Source organism: Rhodococcus sp. OK611 (assembly GCF_003050885.1).
Lineage (GTDB): Bacteria > Actinomycetota > Actinomycetes > Mycobacteriales > Mycobacteriaceae > Rhodococcus_G > Rhodococcus_G oryzae.
Genome location: NZ_QAOZ01000006.1, coordinates 4,110 through 31,052, shown reverse-complemented (window position 1 = coordinate 31,052; position 26,943 = coordinate 4,110). Strand labels below are relative to the sequence as shown.

The following is a 26,943-nucleotide window of genomic DNA, read 5'->3' as shown; positions in this document are numbered from 1 at the left end:
AGACCGCACTCGGCCGCCCCTATATTGGGCGGTGGGCGTGTCTCGAACCATCCCGTTTCACCCGGATGACTTCATGCACAACCAATTACCTGGAAACCGGATGCTCTAGTCCCCCTCCGCGGCGATCCAGCTTTCCGTGGCCATCCCGCGCCCGCCCGGGGCATCGAGGTGCTCCGCCAGCACCGGACCGATCACCGCGACCGCCTCTGGCTCGATCATCTGGTTGTGTTCGCAGTCCACCTCGATCTCCAGGAGCTCGCCGGTGATCGCCTGCCGCCATTCCTGGGCGGAGTGCCCGCTCTCCGACCTCACCGCGGAGAAGAACAGCAGGTCACCGTCGAAGAGCGCCGGGCTGAACCGGGACATGTTCTCGGCGGAATCGGCGAAGCCGTCGGCGATCCGCTCGAGGTGCGCCGCGGTCAGTCCCATGTCCTGGCCCAGCGAATCGTTCAGAAGCTCGGCGGCGCGCTCGTAGGTCAGGCCGCCGTTGCCCGTGTCCTCGGCCTCGAGGCCGAGGCCGGCGAGCAGTTCCTCGGCAGTCAGCCGCGGCTGGACGGGCTCCCCGGTCACCGCGTAACTGTCCAGGAGGGCCAGGGTCGCCACCTCGTTGCCTGCCCCGCGCAGTTCGACCGCCATCGCGTGCGCCACACACCCGCCCAGTGACCAGCCCAGCAGGTGGTACGGGCCCTGCGGCTGGATCGAGCGCAATTCCTCGACGTAGCGGTGCGCGAGCTGCTCCACCGAATCGAAGTGCACGCCCTCGCTGATGGTCGGCAGCTGCAGTCCGTAGACGGGCCGATCCGCGGTGAGCTGCGCGACCAGGCCGGCGTAGCCCCAGGACAGACCGATCCCGGGGTGCACACAGAACAGCGGCGCCTTGCTACCGGTCGCGCGCAGGGAGATCACCACCGACAGCGCCTCTTCGAGGCCCGACGCGCCGACCCCTGTGACCTCACCGTCCAGGTCCGCGATGCGCCGGGCGAGACCCGCGGGTGTCGGATCGAAGAACATCAGTTGCAGCGGGATCGGCCTGCCGAGCCGCTCGTGCAGTTCCGCCATCACCCGGGTGGCGACCAGCGAGTTCCCGCCGAGGTCGAAGAAGCTGTCGTCGACGCCCACCCGCTCGAGGCCGAGGATCGCCTCGAAGGCGCCGACGACGGCCTCCTCGAGCGGACTGCCCGGCGCCCGGAACCCCTCCGCCCGCGCCCCGAATTCGGGCGCGGGCAACGCATTTCGGTCGAGCTTTCCGACCGGTGTCAACGGGACCTCGCTCAGCACGCGGATCGACGAGGGCACCATGTACCCGGGGAGGAACGCCGCGGCGTGGGCCTTGACCTCCCCCGGCTCGAGGGTGACGCCCTCGTGCGGGAGCACGTACGACACCAACACTGTGTCGCCGGTGGGTCCGGCGTGCCCGATCGTGGTCGCGAAGCTGACCCCCTGGTGACCCATCAGCACGGCGTCGATCTCGCCCAGCTCGATCCGGAACCCGCGCACCTTGACCTGGAAGTCGCTGCGGCCGAGGTAGTCGAGGGTGTGGTCGGGCAGCCATCGCACGAGGTCCCCGGTCCGGTACATCCTCGACCCATTCGCTGAGACATTCCCCGTCGCTTCGCTCGCCCCGCGGAACGGATTGGCCACGAATCGCTGGGCCGTCAGCCCGCCCTTGCCGTTGTAGCCGCGAGCGAGGGCGGGACCGAACACGTACAGCTCGCCGGACACCCCCATCGGTACGGGCCGCAGGCGGGAATCGAGCACCGCCACACCGAAACCGATTGCGGGCCCACCGATGTCCACCGGCTTCCCGGAGATCATCGGCCCGCCGACCGCTGCCTGAACCGTCGTCTCGGTGGGGCCGTACCCGTTGTACATCCGGCGTCCCGGCGCCCAGCGCGCGACGAGTTCCGGCGGGCACGCCTCCCCCGCTACGACGAGGACCTCCACGTCCTCGAGTCCGCGGTGGTCGATCGACGAGAGCGCCGTCGGGGTGACCAGGGCGTGGGTGACGCCCTCCTGGCGCAGCAGGTCGGCGAGCTCGGCGCCGCCGAAGACGGTGGGCGGGACGATCACCAGGCACGCGGCCGCCCCGAACGCCATCAACAACTCGTACACCGACGCATCGAAACTGGGCGACGCCAGGTGCGAGACCCGCGACTCGTGCGTCACCTCGAAGAGCTCGCGCTCCTGTCTCGCGAGGTTCGCCAGCCCGCCGTGGGTGACCACGACGCCCTTGGGCACGCCGGTCGAGCCGGAGGTGTAGATCAGGTAGGCGGGGTGCACGTGCCGCAGCGGGGAGATCCGGTCGTGGTCGGTCAGCGGCGCGGCCGAGTAGCCATGAACCCAGGCCTGCACCTCGGCAGCATCGAGCGCCAGCCACGGCACGAGGTCCGGCAGGTTCGCCCTGCTGCCGCTCGCAGTCAGCCCCAGCAGCGCCCCGGAATCGGTCAGCATGTGGCCGATGCGCATCGCGGGATGGTTCGGGTCCACCGGCACGAAGGCGGCGCCCGCCTTGGTCACGGCCCACACCGAGAGCACCGATTCGACGGATCTCGGCAGCCCGAGCGCCACCACCGACTCGGGTCCGACACCCCGGTCGACCAGGGCGCGCGCCAACCGGTTCGAGCGCTCGTCCAGCTCGCGGTAGGTCATCGAGGATCCCCTGTAGGTCAGCGCCACCGAGTCGGGCCGGGCCGCGACCGCGTCAGCGAGCAACTCCGGCCAGGTCCGCGGCGGCTCGCCCGGCAGTCCCATCGCGGGTGCCAGGTCTGCCCGTTCGCTGCCGTCGAGTATCTCGATGTCACCGACCGGCCGAGCCGGATCCGCGGTGACGGACTCGAGGATGCGCAGGAACCGATCCGCGAAGCCGCGCACCGTGCCGGGGTCGAACAGATCGGTCGCGAAGTCGAAGCCGGCCGCCATCCCCGCGGGGGTGCCGTCGGTGCCGAGCTCCTCGGACAGCAGCAGTTCCAGGTCCTCCTTCGCCACGTTCACCTCGAGTTCGACGCCGGACACGGTCAGTCCTGGCAGTTCCAGGCGGGGACGGAGGTTGTTCTGGAACTCCAGCGACACCTGGAAGATCGGCGAATAGGAGGTGGATCGGATCGGGTTGAGCGCCTCGACGATCCGCTCGAACGGGACGTCGGCATTGCCGAACGCCGCCAGATCGATCTCGCGCGCACGGGCGAGCAGTTCGGTGAACGACGCGGCCCCGTCCACGCGGCTGCGGAGCACCAGCGTGTTGACGAACATTCCGACGAGGTCGTCGAGTTCCTCCTCCCCCCGGCCCGCGACCGGCGTGCCGATCGCGACGTCCTCGGTGCCGCCGAGCCTGCTGAGCAGCACGGCGAGCGCGGCATGGACGACCATGAACACGCTCGTGTTGTTCTCCCGCGCCAGCGCGACCAGCCGGCGGTGCAGGTCGGGTTCGACGGTGAAGTCGACACGATCGCCGTGGAAGGACTGCTGAACGGGTCGGGGCCGATCGGCCGGCAGCTGCAACACGTCGGGCAGACCCGCAAGCGTCTCGGTCCAGAAGTCGAGCTGGCGCGACGCCAGGCTGCCCGGATCGTCCGCGGAGCCGAGCAGTTCGTGCTGCCAGAGCGCGTAGTCGGCGTACTGGATCTCCAGTGGCGCCCAGTCCGGCGCGCGGCCGTCGATCCGACAGGTGTAGGCGGTCATGACGTCGCGTGCCAGCGGCGCCATCGAGAACCCGTCGGCGCAGATGTGGTGGACCACGATCGCCAGCACGTGCTCGTCGGGCGCCAGCCGGAACAGGGCGATGCGGTGCGGGATGGCGGTGGTCACGTCGAATCCGGTCGCCATGAACCGGCCGAGGCGATCCGGCAGATCGGTCTCGTCGCCGAGATCGATGGGGGTCAGATCGGGCACGATGCCGGTCGCCGGGTGGATCACCTGGCGTGGCCCCTCGGTCGACTCCGGGAAGGTGGTCCGCAACGACTCGTGTCGGGCCACGACATCGGCGAGCGCGATCTGCAGCGCAGGCAGGTCGAGATCGCCGGAGAGGCGGACCGCGAGCGGGATGTTGTACGCGGCCGAGGACGGGTCGAACTGGTTGATGAACCACATCCGCTGCTGGGCAAGGGAGAGCGGGATGTCCGCGGGGCGCGGGCCCGCGGACAACGCGGGCCTGGCGGTGCCGACCCCCGCGTGTCGCTCGACACGGTTGGCCAGCTCCCACACCGTGGGGGCCTCGAACAGCGCGCGCACGCCGATCTCGGTCTGCAGCGCCGCGTTCAGGCGGGCCATCACCCGGGTGGCGGTCAGCGAGTTGCCACCCAGATCGAAGAAGTTGTCGTCGAGGCCCGCGCGATCGCATCCGATGACGGCGGTGAAGACGTCCGCGACGGTCTCCTCGATCGGCGTCGTCGGGGCGCGGAACTCGGTGGTGGCGAAGACGAAGTCGGGTTCCGGCAATGCCTTTCGGTCGAGCTTGCCGACCGGGTTCAACGGGATCTCGTCGAGCACGGTGATCGCCGATGGCACCATGTGCGCGGGCAGCCGACTCGCGAGGTGCTCGGTGAGTTCGCGGGTCGCCACCGGCGCGCCACCGGCGGGCAGCACGTACGAGACCAGCACGGTGTCGCCCGATCGTCCGGTGTGCCCGAGAGTCGCGGCGAAGGCGACGTCGGGATGATCGGTGAGCGCCGTGTCGATCTCGCCGAGCTCGACGCGGAACCCGCGGACCTTGACCTGGAAGTCGCTGCGGCCCACGTACTCGATCGCCAGGTCGCCACTCTCGGTGTCCCTCGTCCACCGGACGATGTCCCCGGTCCGGTACATCCGGGCGCCCGGCTCGAACGGGTTGGCCACGAAGCGGCCCGCGGTCAGCGCCGCCCGCCGGTGGTAGCCGCGCGCCAGCCCGACACCGGCGAGGTACAGCTCGCCCGCGACGCCGACCGGCACCGGTTGAAGCCTGGAGTCCAGTACCAGCTCCGCGACGCCGCGGAGCGGCCCGCCGATGGTGATCGGCTCCCCCGGGGTCATCGCCACGCTGATGTTCGACATGACGGTGGTCTCGGTCGGGCCGTAGGCGTTGAACAGCCGGCGCCCCGGCGCCCACCTGGCCACCAGGTCCGGCGGGCAGGCCTCGCCGCCGAAGACCACGAACTGGAAGTCGTCGAGCCCGGCGGGATCCATGGTGGAGAACGCCGCGGTGGTGATGAACCCGTGCGTGACCCGTTCCGCCGCCAGCAGCCGGGTCAGCTCGATGCCGCCGTAGACAGTCGGGGGAACCACCACCATGGTCGCGCCCGCTCCGCAGGCCTGCAGATATTCATAGATCGACCCGTCGAAACTCGGCGAGGAGAAGTGCAGGGTCCGCGACGCGGGCGTGGCGTGGAACCGCTCGGTCTGCATGGCCGCGAAGTTGTCGAGCCCGCGGTGGGTGACGACGACGCCCTTCGGCACGCCGGTCGACCCCGAGGTGTAGACGATGTACGCGGCGCAGTCCAGGGTGATCGGCGACGTCCGGTCCGCGTCGGTCAGGTCCGTGCAGGAGGTTTCGGCACAGTCCGACTCGAACGCGGGGTCGTCGAGCGCGATCCAGTGCGCAGCTGCGGGAAGTCGATCCCGCTCGGCCGCCGTCGTCAGACCGAGGGTGGCGCCTGCGTCGGTGAGCATGTGCTCGATCCGCTCGGCCGGGTAGTTCGGGTCGACCGGCACGAAGGCGGCCCCGGTCTTGGCGACCGCCCAGACCCCGAGTACCGATTCCACCGATCGTGGGATGCCCAGCGCGACAAAGGTCTCCGGCCCGGCGCCCCGTGCGATCAGCAGGCGGGCGATCCGGTTCGAGCGCTCGTCGAGTTCGCGGTAGCTGACGTCCCGGCCCTGGAAGCTCAGTGCGATCGCCTCGGGGTCCCTCGCCGCGGCGTCCGAGAAGATCTGCGGCAGCGTGCGGATCGACCCGCCGGGGTGCCCACGCACCGGCGCCAACTCGCGGCGCTCGCGCTCGTCGAGCACCTGTATCCGGGCCACCGGCTGGTCGAGGTCCAGGAGGTCGAGCACGCGCACCACCCGCCGCGCGATTGACTCGACGCTGTCGCGGTCGAACAGATCTGGGAGGTACTCGAGCTTGAGGTGCATGCGCGAGTCCACGGACGCGACGAGGCACAGCGGGTAATGCGCGGAGTCGGATCCCTCCACGTCGACCACCCGCATGCCCGCGATGTCCGTCTCCTCGGACAGTCCCGAGCGGTCCACGGGGTAAGACTCGAACACGGCGAGCGTGTCGAAACCGAGCCCCTCCCCGACCGCGCGCTTGATCTCGGGCAGGCCCATGTAGTGGTGATCGAGCACGGCGGCCTGTTCGGTCTGGACCCGGTCCAGCAGTTCGCCGAGGGTCTCCCTCGGCAGCAGCCGGACCCGCACCGGGATCGTGTTGATGAACAGTCCGATCATCGATTCGATCCCGGAGATCTGCGGCGGGCGGCCGGACACCGTTGCGCCGAAGACGATATCGTCGCGGCCGGTCATGGTGCCGAGCACGATGGCCCACACGGCCTGCACGACGGTGTTGAGGGTCAATCCGCGCTCGCGGGCCACCGACCGCAGACGATCGGTCTGCTGCTCGGTGAGCGAGAGCTCCACCTCGTTCGAGACCGTGGACACCTCCCGGCCCGGATCGGCGGGGACGATCAGGGTCGGATCGGTGACCCCCGTCAGGGCGGTCGTCCATGCCGCGGTGGACTCGGCGGCATCGCGCTCCGACAGCCATTCCAGGTAGTCGCGGTACGAGCGGACACGCGGCAGGACCTCCTGGTCGCCGTCCGTCGCGTAGAGGACCAGTAGTTCGCGCAGCAGCAGCGGGGTGGACCAGCCGTCGAGCAGTACATGGTGGTTGGTCATCACCAGGCGGTAGTGCTCCGGCGCCGTCCTGATCATCGTGAACCGCAGCAGTGGCGCCCGTGCCATGTCGAAGCTGGTGACCCGGTCCGCGGCGAGTCGTGCCGTCAGCTCTGCCTCGCGCACCACCGGATCCAGGGCCGAGAGGTCGACCTCGGTCCACGGCAGTGTCACCCGGTCCTGGATGACCTGTACCGATCGGCCCTCCTCGTCCTGGACGAAGGCCGCCCGCAGGTTCGCGTGCCGGTCCAGCAGCGCCTGCCCGGCCCGTCGCATCCGCTGTGGGTCGACGGCACCGCGCAGTTCCAGCCCGAGCTGGACCAGATAGGAGTCGACGCTGTCGTCGGACAGCAAGGCGTGGAACAGCATTCCGGATTGGAGCGGCGACATCGACCAGACATCGGCCAGGTCGGGGTACCGGCTCTCGAGGCGATCGATCGCGGACTGGTCGAGATCCACGAGGTCCAGGTCCGAGGAGGTCAGCCCGCCCGCACGGGGGCCCGCGGCGTGTGTCGCCAGGGCTCGGAGCGCGCGGATCCACAGCTCCGCGACATCCTCCACCTCGGCCACGGTGAGCACGCCGCCGGGGAACGACCACGTCGCCCGCAGCTGCGGACCGTTCTCGGTGGTCCTGGTCATGGCGTTGATGTCCAGTACCGCCGCGACCGGCATCTCCGGGTTGTGGGGGTCGCCGAGCCCCGCGTAGTCGACCGGCAGCCATGCCGCCTCACCGGAACCGCCCGCCGTGGCCGTCGCGAACCGGCCCAGGTAGTTGAAGCTGACCTGTGGCACCGGCAACTCGCGGAGCACGGCCGCCGACGCGTCGTCGAGATACCGCAGCATGCCGAAACCGATGCCGTGGTCCGGGATCGCCAGCAGCTGCTCCTTGACCGCCTTCACGGCTGCGCCCGCTGCGGGCCCGCCCGCGAAGGCGTCGTCGAGGTCGATGCCCGAGAGATCCAGGCGGACAGGGAATATCGTGGTGAACCAACCGAGGGTCCTGGCGAGGTCGGCGCCGGGAACGACCTGCTCCTCGCGACCGTGACCCTCGAGGTTGACCAGCGCACTGTCGGCCCACACTCCCCGCTCGCGCCGCCACCGGGTGATCGCCATCGCCAGCGCGGCGAGCAGGGCGTCGTTGACGCTGCCGTGGAACGCCTGCGGCAACGAGGTCAGGACCGCGTCGGTCACGTCGGTCGGCACCGAGACCTGAACTTTCTGCACAGTCGCGTTGAGATCGAGGGCGCGGTCCCGCGGCCTGCTGCCGAGCACCGGGTCCTCGGCCGCCAGCATCTCCCGCCACAGGTCCAGCTCCGCGATGCGCTCCTCGCGGTGCACCACCTCGGTCAGTCCGTGGGCCCACCGGCGCAGGGATGTCCCGACCGGCGCGAGCACGGGCTCGGCGCCGGAGGCGATCTGCGCCCAAGCGGCGGCCAGATCCGGTACCAGGATGCGCCAGGACACCCCGTCGATCGCGACGTGGTGCGCGAGCACCAGCAGCCGGCCCTGCCCCTCGGGCGGGTCGAACCAGACTGCCTGCAGCATGATCCCGGCCGCGGGGTCCAGCCGGTCGGCCGCCGCGTCCAGTTCGGCGGCGGCGATCGCGGTGAACCCCTCTCCCACCACCGACGGCACGGCGACCCGGCGGAGCATCCGGTCCCCGTGCTCCGAGCCGATGGGCTGCACCTCAAGGAACCAGTCGCCCCGATCCGACCGCAACCGCGCGCGCAGCGCGTCGTGGTGGTCTACGACGGCCTGCACGGTGCACCGCAACGAGACCTCGTCGATGTCGGGTGGCAGGGCCAGCACCGCCGCCTGCGCGTAGCGGTGGAACTCACCGCCGCGTTCGAGCATCCAGCGCACGATCGGTGTGAGCGGAACCGTTCCGACGCCGCCGTCGGGGAGTTCCTCCAGCACCTCGGCCCCGGCGGCCTCCGCGACGCGGGCCACCTCGGCGAGCGCGGCGACCGTCTTGCGCTCGAAGACATCTCGGGGCGTGATGACGACCCCTGCGGACTTCGCCCTGGCCACCAGCTGGATCGACATGATGCTGTCGCCGCCGAGCGCGAAGAACGAGTCCTCGACACCGACCGACTCGAGCCCGAGCGCCTCCGCGAACAGCTCGGCCAGCACCCGTTCCGCCTCGCTGACCGGTGCCCGGCTCGCCGTCACCCGTGCCCCGAAGTCCGGCGCGGGCAGCGCCTTCCGGTCCAGCTTGCCGTTCGCGGTCAACGGCAACTCGTCGAGGACCACCAGCGCGGCGGGCACCATGTGCGCGGAGAGCACCTCCGCCGCGAAATCGGAGACGGCGCCGACGTCGAGAACCGTGCCCGCCTCCGGCACGAGGTACCCGACGAGGCGGACTCCACCGCTGCCGTCGTCGCGGGCCAGCACCACGGTCTGCGCGACGCCAGGGCAGCGCAGCAGCGCAGATTCGATCTCGCCGAGCTCGATCCGGAACCCGCGGATCTTCACCTGGAAGTCGCTGCGGCCCAGGTATTCCAGCTCGCCATCGGTGTTCCACCTGGCCACGTCCCCGGATCGGTACATCCGCGCGCCGTCGCCGCGGAACGGGTCGGCCACGAAACGGCCGGAGCTGAGCCCGGTCCGGCCGAGGTAGCCGCGGGCGGCCTGGGCACCCGAAACGTACATCTCGCCCGAGACGCCGGGAGGAACCGGGTGCAGTCGCTCGTCGAGCACGTACACCCGGAGCCCGGGCAGACCCCGGCCGATGACGGACGCGGACGCCTGGGCCGCGAACTCCCGGTCCAGGGGAATGTGGCTGACGTGCACCGTGGTCTCGGTGATGCCGTACATGTTGACAAGCGCGGGGGCCCGGTCGCTGTGCCTGGCGTACCAACGGCCGAGCTGACCGAGGTCGAGCGCCTCGCCGCCGAAGATCACGTACCGCAGGCTGAGCCCGGCCGGGTCGCCGCGCTCCGCCGCCACCCGGTCGGCCTCGGCCAGCTGGTAGAACGCGGTCGGCGTCTGATTGAGCACCGTCACCCGCTCTCGCCGCAACAGCTCCAGGAACATCTCCGGCGCGCGGGCGGTGAAGTAGTCGACGACCACCAGCGTGCCTCCGTACACGAGCGGGCCCCACAGCTCCCACACCGAGAAATCGAAGGCGTAGGAGTGGAACATCGTCCACACGTCCGTGTGGTCGAATCCGAACATGCCCTCGGTGTTGGCCATCAGCGTCGCCACGTTCCGATGCGAGACGACCACGCCCTTCGGTCGCCCGGTCGACCCCGAGGTGTAGATCACGTACGCCAACGACGCCGGTTCCAGCACCTCGCGGCGATCCGCGTCGGTGATCGGCGCGGAGGGCAGGGCGTCGAGCCGGCTGACGATCTCCGGCGCGTCGAGCCGGACGGTCGGGATCGCCGACCCGGGTACCGACTCGGCGTCGTCCACCGTGGTCAGGACGCACACGGGCCGCGAGTCCTCGAGCATGAACGCCAGCCGTTCCGCTGGATAGGTCACGTCCACCGGCAGGTAGCCACCGCCCGCCTTGATCACCGCGAGGAGCGCGACGACCAGCTCGGCGGAGCGCGGCATCGCCACGGCCACCAGGTCCTCCGGTCCCACCCCGAGCGAGATCAGGTGCCGCGCCAGGCGGTTGGCGCGGTCGTCGAGCTCCGCGTAGGTCAGGGAGGTGTTCTCGTAGGTGACCGCGACGGCTCCTGGATGCTCCGCGGCGCTGCGCGCGAACAGGTCCGCGAGCGTGACAGAGGGGACGGCGACGCCCTCCTCGCCTGCGAGCATCCGGTCCCGCTCGGCGGGGTCCACGATGTCGATGTCGCCGATGGTGCGGTCCGGGTCGGCCGTGACCGCTTCGAGGATGCGTAGGTACCGTTCGGCGAAGGTCGCGGCGGTTTCCCGGTCGAAAAGGTCGGTGGCGAAGGTGAACCCGGCGCTCATGCCCGCGGGCTCGCCGTGGTCGTCGTGTCGTTCGCCGAGGGTGAGCTGCAGGTCGAACTTCGACACGCCCAGGTCGTGGTCGACCGCGTCGACGGCGAGTCCGGGCAGCTCGAGGTGGGCGGACAGGTTGTTCTGGTACTCGATCAGCACCTGGAACAGCGGAGAGTGCGCGGTGGAGCGTTCCGGCGCCAGCACGTCGACCAGTCGCTCGAACGGCAGGTCCGCGTTCCCGAACGCCGCCAGGTCGGTCTCGCGGACCTGGGTCAGCAGGTCGGTGAAGGTCGCCGTGGCCGGGGCGTCGCTGCGCAGGACGAGGGTGTTGACGAACATCCCGACCATGTCGTCGAGCTCCGCCTCGCCACGTCCGGCGACGGGGGTGCCGATGGCGATGTCGGCGGTCCCGGACAGGCGGGCGAGCAGCACCGCGAGGGCGGCGTGCGCCACCATGAACAGTGTCGAGTTGTGCTGCCGGGCAATCGCCGCCAGCTCCCGGTGGATGCGCGGGCCGATCTCGAAGTCGACCACCTCGCCACGGAAGGACCGGGCGAGCGGGCGCGGGCGGTCCGCCGGGAGCTGCAGCAGATCGGGCAGCCCGGTGAGGTTGGACGTCCAGTACGCCAGCTGCTGGGAGATCACCGAGTCGGGGTCGTCCTCCGATCCGAGCAGCTCGTGCTGCCAGAGCGTGAAGTCGGCGTACTGCACGGCCAGCGGGGCCCACTCGGGCTCCCGCCCCTCCACCCGGGAGCTGTACGCGGTCATGACGTCGCGGGCCAACGGCGCCATCGAGAAGCCGTCCGCGGCGATGTGGTGCACCACGACCGTGAGGACGTGATCGTTCTCGCCGAGTTCGAAAAGGCCCGCGCGTAACGGGACCTCACGCGTGACATCGAATCCGGCCGAGACGAAGGACGCGATCCGGTCGGCCAGGTCCGCCTCGGCCACCTCCACAGGAACAAGATCCGGCCCGGCCTGCGCGGCGTCCACGATCCGCTGGACCGGCTGCCCGTCGATGGTCGGGAACTCGGTGCGGAGCGATTCGTGCCTGGTCAGCACGTCGCGGATCGCGGCGCGCAGAGCGACCAGGTCCAGGCGGCCGGTGAGCCGGATGGCAAGCGGGATGTTGTACGCCGACGAGGCGGTGTCGAACTGGTTGATGAACCACATCCGCTGCTGCGCCAGCGAGAGCGGGATGCGGTCGGGGCGAGGGACCGGACGCAGCACGGGGCGGTCCCGCCGGTCGGCGGTGTGGTGCTCGATGGCGGTCGCCAGGCGGTGCACGGTGGGCGCCTCGAACAGCACGCGCACGCCGATGTCCGAGCCGAGCGCCTCGTTGACCCGGGCGATGACGCGGGTGGCGGTCAGCGAATTGCCGCCGAGATCGAAGAAGTCGTCGTCGACGCCGATCCGATCGGCGCCGAGGACCGCGACGAACACGTCCGCGATGGCTTCCTCCGCCGGGGTCGCCGGCGCCCGGAACTCCGCGGTGGACAGCACGTACTCCGGTGCGGGCAGCGCCTTTCGATCGAGTTTGCCGACCGGGGTCAGGGGGATCTCCTCGATCATCACGATCGAGGACGGCACCATGTGTCCGGGCAGCCGGGTGGCGGCATGTGCGGTGAGCCGGGCGGCGAGATCGGCGGCTGATCCGTTCGCGGCGGCCGCGTCCGGGGCGGGCAGCACGTAGGCAACCAGCCTGGTGTCCCCGGACGGACCGGTGTGACCGACCGTCGTCGCGAAGTCGACCTCCGGGTGATCGGTGAGTACGGCGTCGATCTCGCCGAGCTCGATCCGGAATCCGCGGACCTTCACCTGGGAGTCGGCGCGCCCCAGGTACTCGAGTCTGCCGTCATCCGTCCACCGGGCCAGGTCGCCGGTTCGGTACATCCGCGAACCGGGCTCACCGTGCGGGCTCGCGACGAACCGCGCGGCGGTCAGCGGCCCGCGGCGGTGATAGCCCCTGGCCAGACCTGCTCCGGCGACGTACAACTCGCCCGGCACACCCACCGGAACCGGCTGCAGCCGGGAGTCGAGGACGACCTCGGCGACGCCACGGATCGGGCCACCGATGGTGACGGGCTCCCCCGCCGACATCGCGTCGCTCATGTTCGTCGCGACGGTGGCCTCGGTGGGGCCGTACGCGTTGAACAGCCGTCGCGTAGGTGTCGCCCACTCGCCGACCAGCTCGCGCGGGACGGCCTCGCCGCCGACGATCACGGAGGTGAACTCGTCGAGGCCGTCGGGTTCGATGGAGGCAAGGGCGGACGGGGTGAGGAAGCCGTGCGTGACCCGCTGGGCGCGCAGCAGTTCCGCGAGTTCGGCGCCGCCGTAGACGGTCGGCGGCGCGATCACCATCGTCGCGCCCGGCCCGAACACCAGCAGGTACTCGAGGACCGAGGCGTCGAAGCTGGGCGAGGAGAAGTGCAGCACCCGTGAGGTCGCCTCGGTTCGGCAGCGGGCCCGCTCCTCGGCGGCGAAGTTGTCCAGCCCCCGATGCGTGACCACGACGCCCTTCGGCATGCCCGTCGATCCCGAGGTGTAGATCAGGTAGGCCGGGTGGTCGAAGCGAAGCGCGGTGCGACGGTCGGCGTCGGTGACGGGGGCGGAGGACATGCGCGCACAGTCGCGCTCGAGATCGGGATCGTCGATCGCCATCCAGTCAACCCGGCCGGGCAGCGAGTCGCGTTCGGTCGTGACCGTCAGCCCCTCGGTCACGCCAGCGTCGGTGAGCATGTGCACGATGCGCTCCGACGGGTAGTTCGGGTCGACCGGCACGAAGGCCGCACCGCTCTTGGCCACCGCCCACACGGCGAGCACGGACTCGATCGATCGGGAGATCGCCACGGCCACAAAGGTCTCGGCACACGCTCCGCGTTCGATCAGGACGCGGGCCATCCGATTCGAGCGTTCGTCGAGTTCATGGTAGGTCACCGAGTCGTGGGCGCAGATCACCGCGATCGCGTCGGCCCGGCGGGCCGCCGCGTCGGCGAGCAACTGCGGCAGCAGCCGGATGGACAGCCCCCTCGGCCCGTACACGGGCGCGAGCCGATCACGCTCGGCGGTGCTGAGCAGGTCCAGCGCGGCCAGCGCCGTGCCGGGATCGGCGGCAACCGCCGCCAGTACCCGGACCACCCGGTCGGCGATGGATTCCACCCCTGCTCGATCGAGCAGGTCCGGCAGGTAGGTGAGCCGCAGCCGCAGTTCCGCGTCGGCGGAGGCGATGACGGTCAGCGGGTAGTGCGTCGCGTCGCCACCTTCGATCACATCCGCGATCCGCATCCCGGCGATGTCAGTGACCTGGGACAGCCCGGCCCGGTCGACGGGATACGACTCGAACACGGTGAGGGTGTCGAAGCCGAGCCCGGATCCGACAGCCTGGGCGATCACCGGCAGGCCGAGGTGGTGGTGGTCGAGCAGGGCGGCCTGTTCGGTCTGGACGCGGCTCAACAACTCACCGAGAGTCTCGTTGGGGTCCAGGGTGATTCGAACCGGCAGCGTGTTGATGAACAATCCGACCATCGTCTCGACGCCCGCGATCTGCGGCGGCCTGCCGGAGACGGTTGCCCCGAACACCACGTCGTCCCGACCGGTCAGCATCCCGAGCACGATCCCCCATGCCGCCTGCACCATGGTGTTCAGCGTGACCCCATGCGTCCGGGCCACCTCACGCAGCGCATCGGTCTGCTCCTCGCTGACCGAGGCGTACGCCTCCCCCGGGATGGTGCTCACCTCGCGTCCCGGCTCCGCGGGGACGAGCAGCGTCGGGTCCTCGACGTCCGCGAACGCGCGTACCCACGCGTCCGTCGACTCCGCGACATCTTGGCGCGCAAGCCATTCCAGATAGTTCCGGTAAGGCGCCACCCGCGGGAGCACGCCGGCATCGCCATCGGTGGCATAGAGGACGAGCAGCTCCTTGAGCAGCAACGGTGTCGACCAGCCGTCGAGCAGGATGTGATGGTTGGTCATATAGATCCGGTGCCGGTGCGGTGCCGTCTTGATCAGCATGAACCGCATCAGCGGCGGCGTCGCCATGTCGAAGCTGGTGGCGCGGTCCGCCGCGAGGATCGTCGCGAGCCGTGCCTCGAGCACCGCAGGAACCTCCTCGGACAGGTCCAGTTCGACCCACGGCACCTCCACGTGCTCGGCGATCAGCTGCACGGGCTCGGCGTCGCCGTCCTGGTGGAAGGCGGCACGCAGATTGGGGTGCCGATCCAGCAGTGCCTGCGCGGCACGCCGCATCCGCTCCGCGTCGACGACGCCGTCCAGCTCCAGTCCGAGCTGGACGAGGTAGGCGTCCACCGACCGATCCGACAGCAGCGCGTGGAACAGCAGACCCTTCTGCAGCGGCGCCATCGTCCACACGTCGGTCAGGTCCGGGTACCGGATCTCGAGCCGGTCGATCGCAGCCTGGTCCAGCGACACCAATCCGAGGTCCGAGGGCGTCAAGCCACCCGCTCCAGGGGATTGGGCATACCCGGCGAGCGCCGTGAGCGCCGTGACCCACAGCTCGGCGAGCTCCTCGACCTCGTCCTCGGCGAGGACTCCGATGGGGAACGCCCAGGTGGCCCGCAGCTGGGGGCCTGCGGCGGTCGTCGCGGTGACCGCGTTGACATCGACGGCCGCCGCGACGGGCAGCCGAGGATCCGTGACGCCGCCGAGGTCCCCCGCGTCCTCGACCGGAAGCCAGCCGGTGTCACCGTGATCGGATGTGGCCGTGGCGAACCGGCCGAGGTAGTTGAAGCTGATCTGGGGTGTGGCCAGCTCGCCGAGCACCGAGGAGGCGCCGTGGTCGAGATGGCGCAGCATCCCGTACCCGATGCCGTGGTCCGGGATCGCCAGCAGTTGCTCCTTCACGGACTTGATCGCCGCACCGGCCGCCGGTCCGCCTGCGAACGCGTCGTCGAGGTCGATGCCGGACAGGTCGAGGCGCACCGGGAACACCGCGGTGAACCAGCCAACCGTGCGGGTCAGGTCTGCGCCCGGGACCACCTGCGCCTCACGACCGTGGCCCTCGAGGGTGACGAGCGCGCCGTTCGCGCGCACGCCGCTGTTCTCACGCCACCGGGTCAACGCCAGAGCCAGTGCGGTGAGCAGGCCGTCGTTCACGCTGCCGTGGAACGCCGAGGGCAGCGCGGTCAGCACCGCCTCGGTCACCGCGGGCGGGAGCTCGATCTCGACCCTGGCCACCGTGGCATTGATGTCGACGGCCGGATCGAGCGGCCGCGACCCGAGCAGCGGGTCCGGCTCGGCGAGCATCCGGGTCCAGGTGTCCAGCTCATCGGAACGGTCGCGCGCGGCGTCGACCAGCGCGTGCGCCCAGCGGCGCATCGAGGTACCGACGGCGGCGAGGTCCGGCCGCTCGCCCGCCTCCAGCTGTGCCCATGCGGTCGCGAGGTCGGGTATCAGGACCCGCCAGGACACCCCGTCCACCACGAGGTGATGCGCGACCACGAGCAGTCGTCCGACCCCGGCGGGGGTCTCGAACCAGACCGCCTGCACCATGTTCGCTGCGGACGGGTCGAGTCGGCCCTGTGTCTGCGCGAGTGTGTCGGCCACCACGGCCGTGAACTCCGGGCCGGTGACCGCGTCGACCGGGATCCGGCGCAGCACCGTCTCCGCCGACACCGATGCGGTCGGCAGTACCTCGAGCCCCCAGCCTCCCGGCCCGCCGTGCAGTCGGGAACGGAGCATGTCGTGGCGGTCCAGCACCGCCTGCAACGCGCGTTCGAGCACGTCGCGGTCCATGCCGGGCGGAAGTGTGAGCAGCACGGACTGGGAGTAGCGGTCGAAGTCACCCCCGCGGTCGAGCAGCCAACGCACGATCGGCGTGAGCGGGACCTCGCCCACCCCGCCGCCGGGGAGCTCGTCGAGCGTGGGCACCTCGGCGGTCTCGCCGACCACGGCCACCTCGGCGAGCGCGGCGACGGTCTTGTGCTCGAAGACATCCCGCGGCGACAGGAACATCCCGGCCGTCTTGGCCCGCGAGACCAGCTGGATCGACATGATGCTGTCGCCACCAAGGGCGAAGAAGGAATCGTCGACACCGATCGACTCCACCCCGAGCACCTCGGCGAACAGCTCGGCCAGCAGGCGTTCGGTCTCGGTGACCGGAGCCCGGCTCTCGGTGGTGCGGGCGCCGAAGTCGGGCGCGGGCAGCGCCTTCCGATCGATCTTGCCCGCGGGCGTCAGAGGAAGCTCGTCCAGCACCACCAGCGCGGCGGGCACCATGTGCGGCGCCAGCACCTCCCCGACCGAGGCCAGGATCTCCGTGGCAGCGAGCTCGGCGCCCTCCTCGGGCACCACGTAACCGACCAGTCGCCCTACGCCGCGACCGTCGCCGGAGACGGTGGCCACCGCGTCGGCAACCCCGACGCAGCCCCGCAAGGCGGATTCGACCTCGCCGAGTTCGATCCGGAACCCGCGGACCTTCACCTGGAAGTCGCTGCGACCCAGGTAGGCCAATTGGCCGTCGGGTCGCCAGCGCACCACGTCTCCGGTGCGGTACATCCGGGATCCGGGGTCGCCGAAGGGATTCGCCAGGAACCGGTCCGCGGTCGCCCTCGCCCTGCGGTGGTATCCGCGGGCGAGCCCGGGTCCCATGACGTAGAGCTCACCCGCGACACCCACAGGAACCGGGTGCAGGCGCTCGTCGAGGACCGCGACGCCGCACCCGACCGGGGGCCGCCCGATCGCGACCGCCGTGCCAGGGACCATCGGATCGCTGACGGCGGCGACGACGGTGGCCTCGGTCGGACCGTAGGCGTTGAACATCGTCACAGCGGCCCACTGGCGCACCAGTTCCGGCGGGCAGGTGTCGCCGCCGGTCACCACGCACTCGAGGGCATCGAGCCCGGCCGGGTCGACGGACGCCAGCGCGGCGGGGGTGACGAAGGCGTGGGTGACCCGCTCGCGGGCGAGCAGTTCGGCCAGCTCCGCGCCGCCGTAGATGGTGGGCGGTGCGATCACCATCGTGGCACCCGCGCCGAAGGCCAGCAGCAATTCCAGCACGGACGCGTCGAAGCTCGGCGACGAGAAGTGCAGTGCCCGCGCGGCCGGGCCGACGCCGAACCTGGTGCGTTCGTCGGCCGCGAAGTTCGCGAGGCCGCGGTGCGTGAGCACCACGCCCTTGGGGACACCGGTCGAACCGGAGGTGTAGATCAGGTAGGCGGGGTGCCCGAGCAGCAGCGGCGCATGCCGGTCGGTGTCGGTGACCGCCGTTCCCGGCTGCCCGTCGATCTCGGCGCCGAATCCCGGGTCGTCGAGGACCAGCCACTGCGTCGTGTCCGGCAGGTGCGTACGCGACCGCGAGACCGTGAGACCCAGCGCGGCCCCGGAATCGGTCAGCATGTGCTCGATGCGCTCGGCCGGATAGCTCGGATCCACCGGCACATAGGCGGCCCCCGCTTTCGCCACGGCCCACACCGACAGCACCGACTCGATCGACCGCGCCATTCCGAGCGCCACGATAGATTCCGGGCCGACGTCCAGGCCGATGAGCACGCGCGCCAACCGGTTCGAGCGTTCGTCCAGCTCGCGGTACGTCAGGCTGTCGCCCTCGCAGATCACCGCGACGGCATCGGGATCGATCGCGGCGGCGTCCGAGAGCAAGTGGGGCAGGGTGCACGGCGCCGCCCCTGCGGGTCCGGTGACCGGCGTCAGCGACCGGCGCTCGCTCGGATCGAGCAGCTCGATGTCCCCCACCGCGATCGACGGATCCGCGGTCGCGGCCTCGAGGACCCGGACGAACCGCGCGGCGAGGCCGTCGATCGTCGCCGCGTCGAAGAGGTCGGTGGCGAAGGTGAACGCGGCCGCCACCCCCACGGGGGCGCCGTCCCTGTCGTAGCGCTCGTCGAGGGTCAGCTGCAGATCGAAGTTCGCTGTGACGGAATCGAGTTCGACGGGTTCGATGACGAGCCCGGGTAGCTCCAGCCGCGCCCGTTCGGTGTTCTTGAACTCGAGCATCACCTGGAACAACGGGGAGTGTGCGGTCGACCGTTGCGGGGCGAGGACGTCCACCAGGCGCTCGAACGGGAGGTCGGCGTGACCGAACGCGCCGAGATCCGTCTCGCGCACGGAATCGAGCAACTCGGCGAAACTGGTCGAGCGATCGACGCGGGTGCGCAGGACGAGGGTGTTGACGAACATGCCGACGAGGTCGTCGAGCGCGGCCTCGCCGCGGCCGGCGATCGGCGTGCCGACCGCGACATCGTCGGTGTCCGCCAGCCTGCTCAGCAGCACCGCCAGGACGGCGTGCATCGCCATGAACACGCTCGAGCTGCGCTCCCTCGCGGTCGCGACGAGCCTGCGATGGGTATCGGCGTCGATCGAGAACTCCACCCGGTCGCCGCGCAACGAGCGCTCCGCGGGCCGTTGCCGGTCGACCGGCAAGGCCAGCACCTCGGGCAGGCCGGACAGCGTCCGCGTCCAGTAGTTCAGCTGCCGCGCGATCAGGGACTCGGGGTCCTCCTCGGAGCCCAGCATCTCGCGCTGCCAGAGCGCGTAGTCGGCATACTGCACCGGCAGCGGTGCCCACTGCGGGGACTCGCCCGCCATCCGGGAGCTGTACGCCGCCATGACATCCCGAGCGAGCGGGACCAGTGAGAAGCCGTCGGCCGAGATGTGGTGCACGACGACGACCAGGATGTGCTCGGTCTCGTTCAGTTCGAACAGCGCCGCCCGCAACGGAGCCGAGGCGGTCACGTCGAAGCCGGCGGCGACGAACCGGGCGAGTTCTCCTGGCATCGCATCCGGTGACACCGCGATCGGTGACAGGTCCCCCACCACGTCGTCGGCGTCGACGATCACCTGGATCGGTTCCCCGTCGACGAGCGGGAACATCGTGCGCAGTGCCTCGTGCCGGTCGACGACGTCGAGGATCGCCTTGGCCATGGCATCCGCGTCGAGCGCACCGGAGAGCCGGACCGGCAGTGCCACGTTGTAGGCGGCGGAGGACGTGTCGAACTGGTTCATGAACCACATCCGTCGCTGCGCGAGCGAGACGGGCACCCGCGGCGGACGAGCGGCCGCCTGCAACGCGGGGCGCGGAACCGCCCGTGAACTCTCGGTCTCGGCGCACACGGCGAGCGCGGCCACCGTCGGGGAGTCGAAGAGCTCGCGCACCCCGATCCGGGTGTCGACCGCCGCGTTCACCCGGGCCACCAGCCTGGTTGCCACCAGCGAGTTCCCACCGAGGTCGAAGAAGTTGTCGTACACGCCGATACGGCCGAGGCCCAGCAGGTCCGCGAAGATCGACGCGATGATCTCCTCGATCGGGTTCCGTGGCGCCACGAACTCGGAGGTCTTGGCCGCGAACACCGGTTCCGGCAGCGCGGAACGGTTGAGCTTGCCGGTCGAACCGAGGGGGAACTCCTCCAGCACCATCAGCTGCGCGGGAACCATGTAGCCGGGCAGCCGCGAGGCAACGCGTTCGAGCACATCGTCGGTGTCGATCTCCAAGCCGCGCTCGACGACCAGGTAGCCGATCAGCGAGTCGCCCGTGAGCGCGTCGCTGTGCATCGTCACCGCCGCCTGCACCACCGCCGGGTGTTCGAGCAATGCCAGCTCGATCTCGGACAGCTCGATGCGCAGTCCCCGCAGCTTGACCTGGAAGTCGGTGCGGCCGATGTACTCGATGTTCCCGGTCTCGTTCCACCGCACCAGGTCACCGGTGCGGTACATCCGCTCACCCGGCGCGAAGGGATCCGCCACGAAGCGGTCCGCGGTGAGGTCCGCGCGACCGACGTAGCCGCGTGCCAGCTGGACACCGCTCAGATACAGCTCGCCCGCGACACCGACCGGGACCGGGTTCAACCGGCCGTCGAGCACGTACACCCGGGTGTTCCACACGGGCGCGCCGATGGGCACGACCACCTCGTCCGCGGCGCTGCACGCCCAGTGCGTCACGTCGACCGAGGCCTCGGTCGGCCCGTACAGGTTGTGCAGTTCCGCGACGCTGAACTCACGGAACGCCTCGGCCGCCGACGGCGCGAGCGCCTCGCCGCTGCAGAACACCCGGCGTAGCGACCGGCATCGGGCCGGATGCGCGCCCGCGGTGAAGGTCGACAGCATCGAGGGCACGAAGTGGATCGTGGTGACCCGCTCGCTCTCGATCAGCCGCGACAGGTAGTCCGGATCCCGGTGACCGTCCGGGGCGGCGACCACCAGCCGGGCACCGGTCTGCAGCGGCCAGAAGAACTCCCACACCGAGACGTCGAAGGTGGCCGGGGTCTTCTGCACCACCACGTCCTCGGAGGTGAGGGGGTACCGGTGCTGCATCCACGACAACCTGTTGGCGATCCCGGCGTGCGTGACCGCGACGCCCTTCGGCCTGCCGGTCGAGCCCGAGGTGTAGATCACGTACGCGACGTCGTCGGGGCGCAGGCAGCCGAGCCGGTCGGCGTCCACGATCGGCGACGGGTCCTGCGCGCCGAGGTCGAGCCCGTCGATCTCCAACGCCTGCAATGACTCCGGGAGTGCGCCGCGATCGGCGTGGGTGGTGAGCACGCACACCGGCTGGGCGCTGCCCAGCACATATGCGGTCCGGTCCGCCGGATGGTCCGGATCGATCGGCACGTAGGCGCCGCCCGCCTTGACCACCGCATACATGCCGACCACGAGCTCCAGGGAGCGGCGCATGGCGAGGCCGACGGTCGACTCCGGTCCGACCCCGAGCGAGATCAGGTGACGGGCCAGGCGATTGGCCGCAGCGTCGAGCTCGGCGTAGGTCAGCCGGTCCTCGCCGAACACGACGGCGACCGCGTCGGGCGTGCGCGCGACCTGCGCGTCGAAGAGGTCGCCGAGGGTGGTCGCGGGCAACTCCTGCTCGGTGGCGTTCCAGTCGGTCAGCACCTGCGAGCGCTCGCTCCCGGCGAGGAGGTCGACATCACCGACCGTCACCGCGACGTCCTCGGTGACCGATTCGAGCACCCGGACGAAACGCTGCGCGAACCGGCGGACGCTCGGCGCGTCGAACAGGTCGGTGGCATAGGAGAACGCAGCATGGATCCGGCCCGGCGCGCCCTGGCCGTCATAGGTCTCGGTCAGGGTGAGCTGCAGGTCGAACTTGGCGGTCCCGTTGTCCAGCGCCTCGACGTCCACGATCAGGTCGGGCAGTTCGAGTCGCGTGTGGCCGGTGTTCTGGAGCACCAGCAGCACCTGGAACAGCGGGGAGTATGCGGTGGACCGCGTCGGGTTGAGCACCTCCACGACCCGCTCGAACGGGACGTCGGTGTGGCCGAACGCGTTCAGGTCCACCGTGCGGGTCTGCCTGACCAGCTCCGAGAACGTCACCCCGGCTTCGACGGGTGTGCGGAGCACCAGGGTGTTGACGAACATGCCGACCAGGTCGTCGAGCGCGGCCTCGCCCCTGCCCGCGATCGGCGTCCCGATGGAGATGTCGGAAGACCCGCTCAGCCGCGCCAGCAGGACCGCCAAGGCGGAGTGCAGCACCATGAACAGGCTCGAATCCATCTGCCCGGCCCGCGAGATCAGCTTGTTGTGCAGTTCGGCGGAGATCGTGAACTCCTCGATCGCGCCCCGGAACGACTGCTCAGGGGGGCGGGGACGATCCGTCGGCAGCTCGAGCACGTCGGGGGCGCCCGACAGCGCGGTCGTCCAGTAGTCGAACTGGCGAGAGATCAGGCTGTCGGGGTCGTGTTCGTCACCGAGCAGCTCGCGCTGCCACAGGGAGTAGTCGGCGTACTGCACCTCGAGCGGAGCCCAGTCCGGCTCGCTGCCGAGCCTGCGGGAGTTGTACGCGGCCATCACGTCCCGCGCGAGCGGTGCCATGGAGTAGCCGTCGGCGGCGATGTGGTGGACGACCAGGACCAACACGTGCTCGGTCGGTCCGAGGCGGAGCAGCTCGGTCCGCACCGGGAACTCGGTGGTGACATCGAAGCCGGTCGACGCCAGCCCGGTGACCATGTCGCGCAGTCCGCTCTCGGACACGGGCACGGGCGTGAGATCCGGCACCACCTCGGCGGCGGGCCGGATCAGCTGGAAGGGGCCGTCGGGAGAGTCGGGGAACACGGTGCGCAGCGACTCGTGCCGTTCGACGACATCTGCCAGCGCCCTGGCCAACGCGTCGGGGTCCAGTTCGCCCGCGAGGCGCACAGCGATCGGGATGTTGTACGCCGCCGAGGACGGGTCGAACCGGTTGATGAACCACATCCGTTGCTGCGCAAGGGAGACCGGGATACGGTCCGGCCGCTCCCCCGCTGCCAGCACGGGCCGGTCCGAGTCCCGGCGACCGATCGAATCGATCCGCGCGGCGAGCGTCTCGACCGTCGGCGCCTCGAACAGATCCAGCACCCCGATGTCGCTGTCGAGGACGGCGTTGATGCGCGCGACGACCCGGGTCGCGATCAGCGAGTTGCCGCCGAGGTCGAAGAAGCTGTCCCTTGTGCTGATCCGCTCGACGCTGAGGACCGTCGCGAAGACCCCGGCGACTGCCTCTTCGCTGTGGGTTTCCGGTGCTCGGAACTCGGCGGTCGAGGTGACGAAGTCCGGTGCGGGCAGCGCCTTCCTGTCGAACTTCCCCGCGGGAGTCATCGGGATCTCGTCGAGCAGGACGATGCTGGACGGCACCATGTGCCCCGGCAGCCGGGCGGCCAGGTGCGCGGTCAGCTCTGCGGCGGCGATCGCGGCGTCGTTGGTCGGGTGCACGTACGACACCAGCACGGTGTCCCCGAACGGGCCGGGGTGGCCGACGGTGGCGGCGAAGCTGACGTCGGGGTGTGTGGTGAGGGTGGCGTCGATCTCGCCGAGCTCGATCCGGAAGCCCCTGATCTTCACCTGGAAGTCGCTGCGTCCGAGGTACTCGAGGGTGTAGCCGTACCCGTCCTCGGTTCTCGTCCAGCGCGCGAGATCTCCCGTCCGGTACATCCGGGTGCCGGGCCCACCGAACGGGCTGGCCACGAAGCGGTCCGCAGTGGGGACCGGCCGCCGGTGATAGCCACGGGCGAGACCGGTGCCGGTGACATAGAGCTCACCGGGCACCCCCGCGGGCACCGGGTGCAGCCTGCCGTCGAGCACCACCTCACCGCACCCGAGCGGCGGCCTGCCGATGGTGACCTGTTCACCGGGGGTCATCCGGTGGCTGATCGACGAGACGATCGTCGTCTCGGTCGGGCCGTACGCGTTGAACATCCGATGGCCGGGCGCCCACTGCTGCACCAGTTCCGGCGGGCAGGTGTCGCCGCCGGTGACGAGGCACTCGATGTCATCGAGGCCGGCGGGGTCCACGGAGGCCAGCGCAGCCGGGGTGACGAAGGCATGGGTGACCCGGCGGCGCCCGAGTAGTTCGGCCAGTTCCGCGCCGCCGTACACGGTCGGCGGGGCGACCACCATCGTCGCGCCCGCACCGAAGGCCATCAGCAGTTCGAGGACAGACGCGTCGAAACTCGGCGACGAGAAATGCAGGGTTCGCGACGCCGGGGTCACGGCGAACCGGTCACGCTCCTCGGCGGCGAGGCTGGCGAGGCCGCGGTGGCTCAGCACCACGCCCTTGGGCACACCCGTCGAGCCGGAGGTGTAGATCAGGTAGGCCGGGTGCGTGAGCAGCAGCGGGGCACGGCGGTCCTCGTCCGTGACCTGCGCCGGGGAGTAGCGCTCGAGTGCCGCCTCCAGGTCGGGTGCGTCGAGGACCAGCCACGGCACCGCGTCGGGAAGTCGATTCCTGCGTTCGTCGACGGTCAGGCCGAGCGCGGCACCGGAATCGGTGAGCATGTGCTCGATGCGCTCCGCCGGATAGTTCGGGTCGACCGGCACGAAGGCGGCGCCTGCCTTGGCCACCGCCCACACCGACAGCACGGACTCGACGGACCGGGCCATGCCCAGCGCCACTATCGATTCCGGGCCCGCTCCCCGATCGATCAACATCCGCGCGAGCCGATTCGAGCGCTCGTCGAGTTCGCGATACGTCAGGCTCACGTCCTGGAACACGAGCGCCGCCGAATCGGGGTCGATGTGCGCGGCGTCGGCGAACAGCTCCGGCAATGTCCGCGGCGGCACCTCCGGCCCCCCGAACACCGGCGCCAGGGCGTCGCGTTCGTCGGCGTCGAGTAGTTCGATGTCGCCCACCGCGATCGACGGATCCGCGGTCGCGGCATCGAGTATCCGGACGAACCGGGTCGCGAAACGCTCGACGGTGTCCGGATCGAACAGGTCGGTGGCGTAGGTGAACGCGGCCGACATGCCGGCAAGGGCGCCGTCCGCGTCGTGCCGCTCGGCGATGGTCAGGCACAGATCCACCTCGCCCGCGACGCCGTCGGCCTCGGCGTATTCGACTGTGAGCCCAGGCAGTTCGAGGTGTGGTCGCCGCGCATTGCGTACCTCGAGCAACACCTGGACCAGGGGCGCATAGGCTGTCGAGCGGACCGGACACACCGTCTCGACGAGACGCTCGAAGGACTGCTCGGCGTGGTTGAAGGCGCTGAGCTCGCCGAGGCACGCCTCGTGCAGGAGTTTGCCGAACGAGTCGCCGCCGTCGACCCGCGTGCGCAGGACCACTGTGTTGTCGGAGGACTCGACGGTGCCGTCCACGGTCGCGGCGCGAACCGTGACCGGGGTGCCGATGGCCACGTCGTCGGTGTCGCCGAGCCTGCTCAGCAGCACCCCCAGCGCCGCGTGCACCGCGGAGAACACACTCGAACTCCTGTCCCGGGTCAGCGAGATCAACCGCTCCTGGAGATCGGCGCCGATGTCGAACTCCACACGATGGCGTCGGTCCGACAGCACGATCGGGCGGGGTCGATCCGCGGGCAGCGTCAGCACCTCGGGCATCCCCGAGAGGACTCGCGACCAGTGCGCCAGCAACGACGCGGCTTTGTGCTTGCGCCCGGCCATCCGGAAGCTGCGCGCGTGGATCTCCATCAGCCTGGTGTCGGGATCGGCAGCGACGAACCCCTCCAGCATCTCGACGAAGGCGTGGTGCCGCGATCGCAGGTCGTCGTCCTCGTAGAGGTTCGGGTTGCCCCGGAAGTCGATGACGGTGCTCGGCGGGCTGCCGCTCTGATAGATGTTGACCAGCAGGTCGTCGACCGGGCCCGAGGTCATGATGCGGTTCTCGCCGACGACGGAGCCGAGCGTGACCTGTTGGCTGAACAGCATCACGTTGACCATCGGCGCGTGCAGGGAGCGTTCCCCGCTGCGCCCGGCGTCCCTGCGGATGTCCTCGAGGCTGCAGCGCTGATGCCGCAGCGCACCCATCAACTCGAGGTTGACCCGCTGCACCAGCTCGGCGACGGTGTCGCCTGGCCGCACGCTCAGCCGCAGCGGCACCACGTTGACGAGCATCCCGCCGGATCGGTGCAGAACCGAGGTGGTCCGCGCCGAGACGGGGATGTTGACCAGGACATCCTCGGTACCGGTCATCTGGGACAGATAGCAGGCGAATCCCGCGATCACCACGGCCGCCGACGTCGCGCCGCGCCGGAGGTCGGAGTCCTCGAGCAGCAGGACAGCGTCCTCGGTCAGCGGCGCGCTCGCGAGCCGGCTACGGGCGGCGGCGGGCGCGACCTCCGCCACCAGGCTCGAGCCCTCCTCGATTCCACGGATCCGATCGGCCCAGAACTTGCGGTCCGACTCGAACCGGCTGGAGGTGCGGTACTTCACGTCGAGCTCGTACAGATCCGTCAGCGGAGAGCATTTGGCCGGACCGGCGTCCCCGCCCTCCACCGCGGCGGTGTACAGCGCGGCGATCCGGTTCATCACGGTCGCGCCGCCGTAGCCGTCGAGGGCGACGTGGTGAATTCGGCTGTACCAGAGGTAGTCCCGGTCGCCGACCTGCAGGACGGTGATGTCGAACAGGCGGTCGGTCGAGAGGTTCACCGGGGTCGCATAGTCCCGGTGCATCCACTCCACGGCCGCCGCGGCCGGATCGTCCTCACCCCGGAAGTCCACGAAGCCGAGCGGTAGGCCGATCGATTCGTCGACGAGCTGGAACGGTTCACCGTCGACCTCGATCACCCGGAGATAGGGCGACTGGAACTCGTGTGCCGCCGTCTTCGCCGCCTGGTGCAGCACCTCGAAATCGAGATCCCCGTGCAACTCGATGTACTGGGCGATGGTGATCGGGACCGTCGGGGTGAGCTGCTGGGCGAACCACATGGCACGTTGCGCCGCGGAGAGGGGGAACGCTCCGGCTGGAATGTTGGTAGCCAC

1 protein-coding gene is annotated in these 26,943 nt (G+C 70.3%); it reads right to left on the bottom strand.

Annotated features, from left to right (window positions below):
- Window positions 1-105 precede the first annotated feature (105 nt).
- Entirely contained in the window at window positions 106-26,943 is a 26,838-nt protein-coding gene (locus C8K38_RS08620; RefSeq protein ID WP_257017318.1) for a non-ribosomal peptide synthase/polyketide synthase, read from the bottom strand.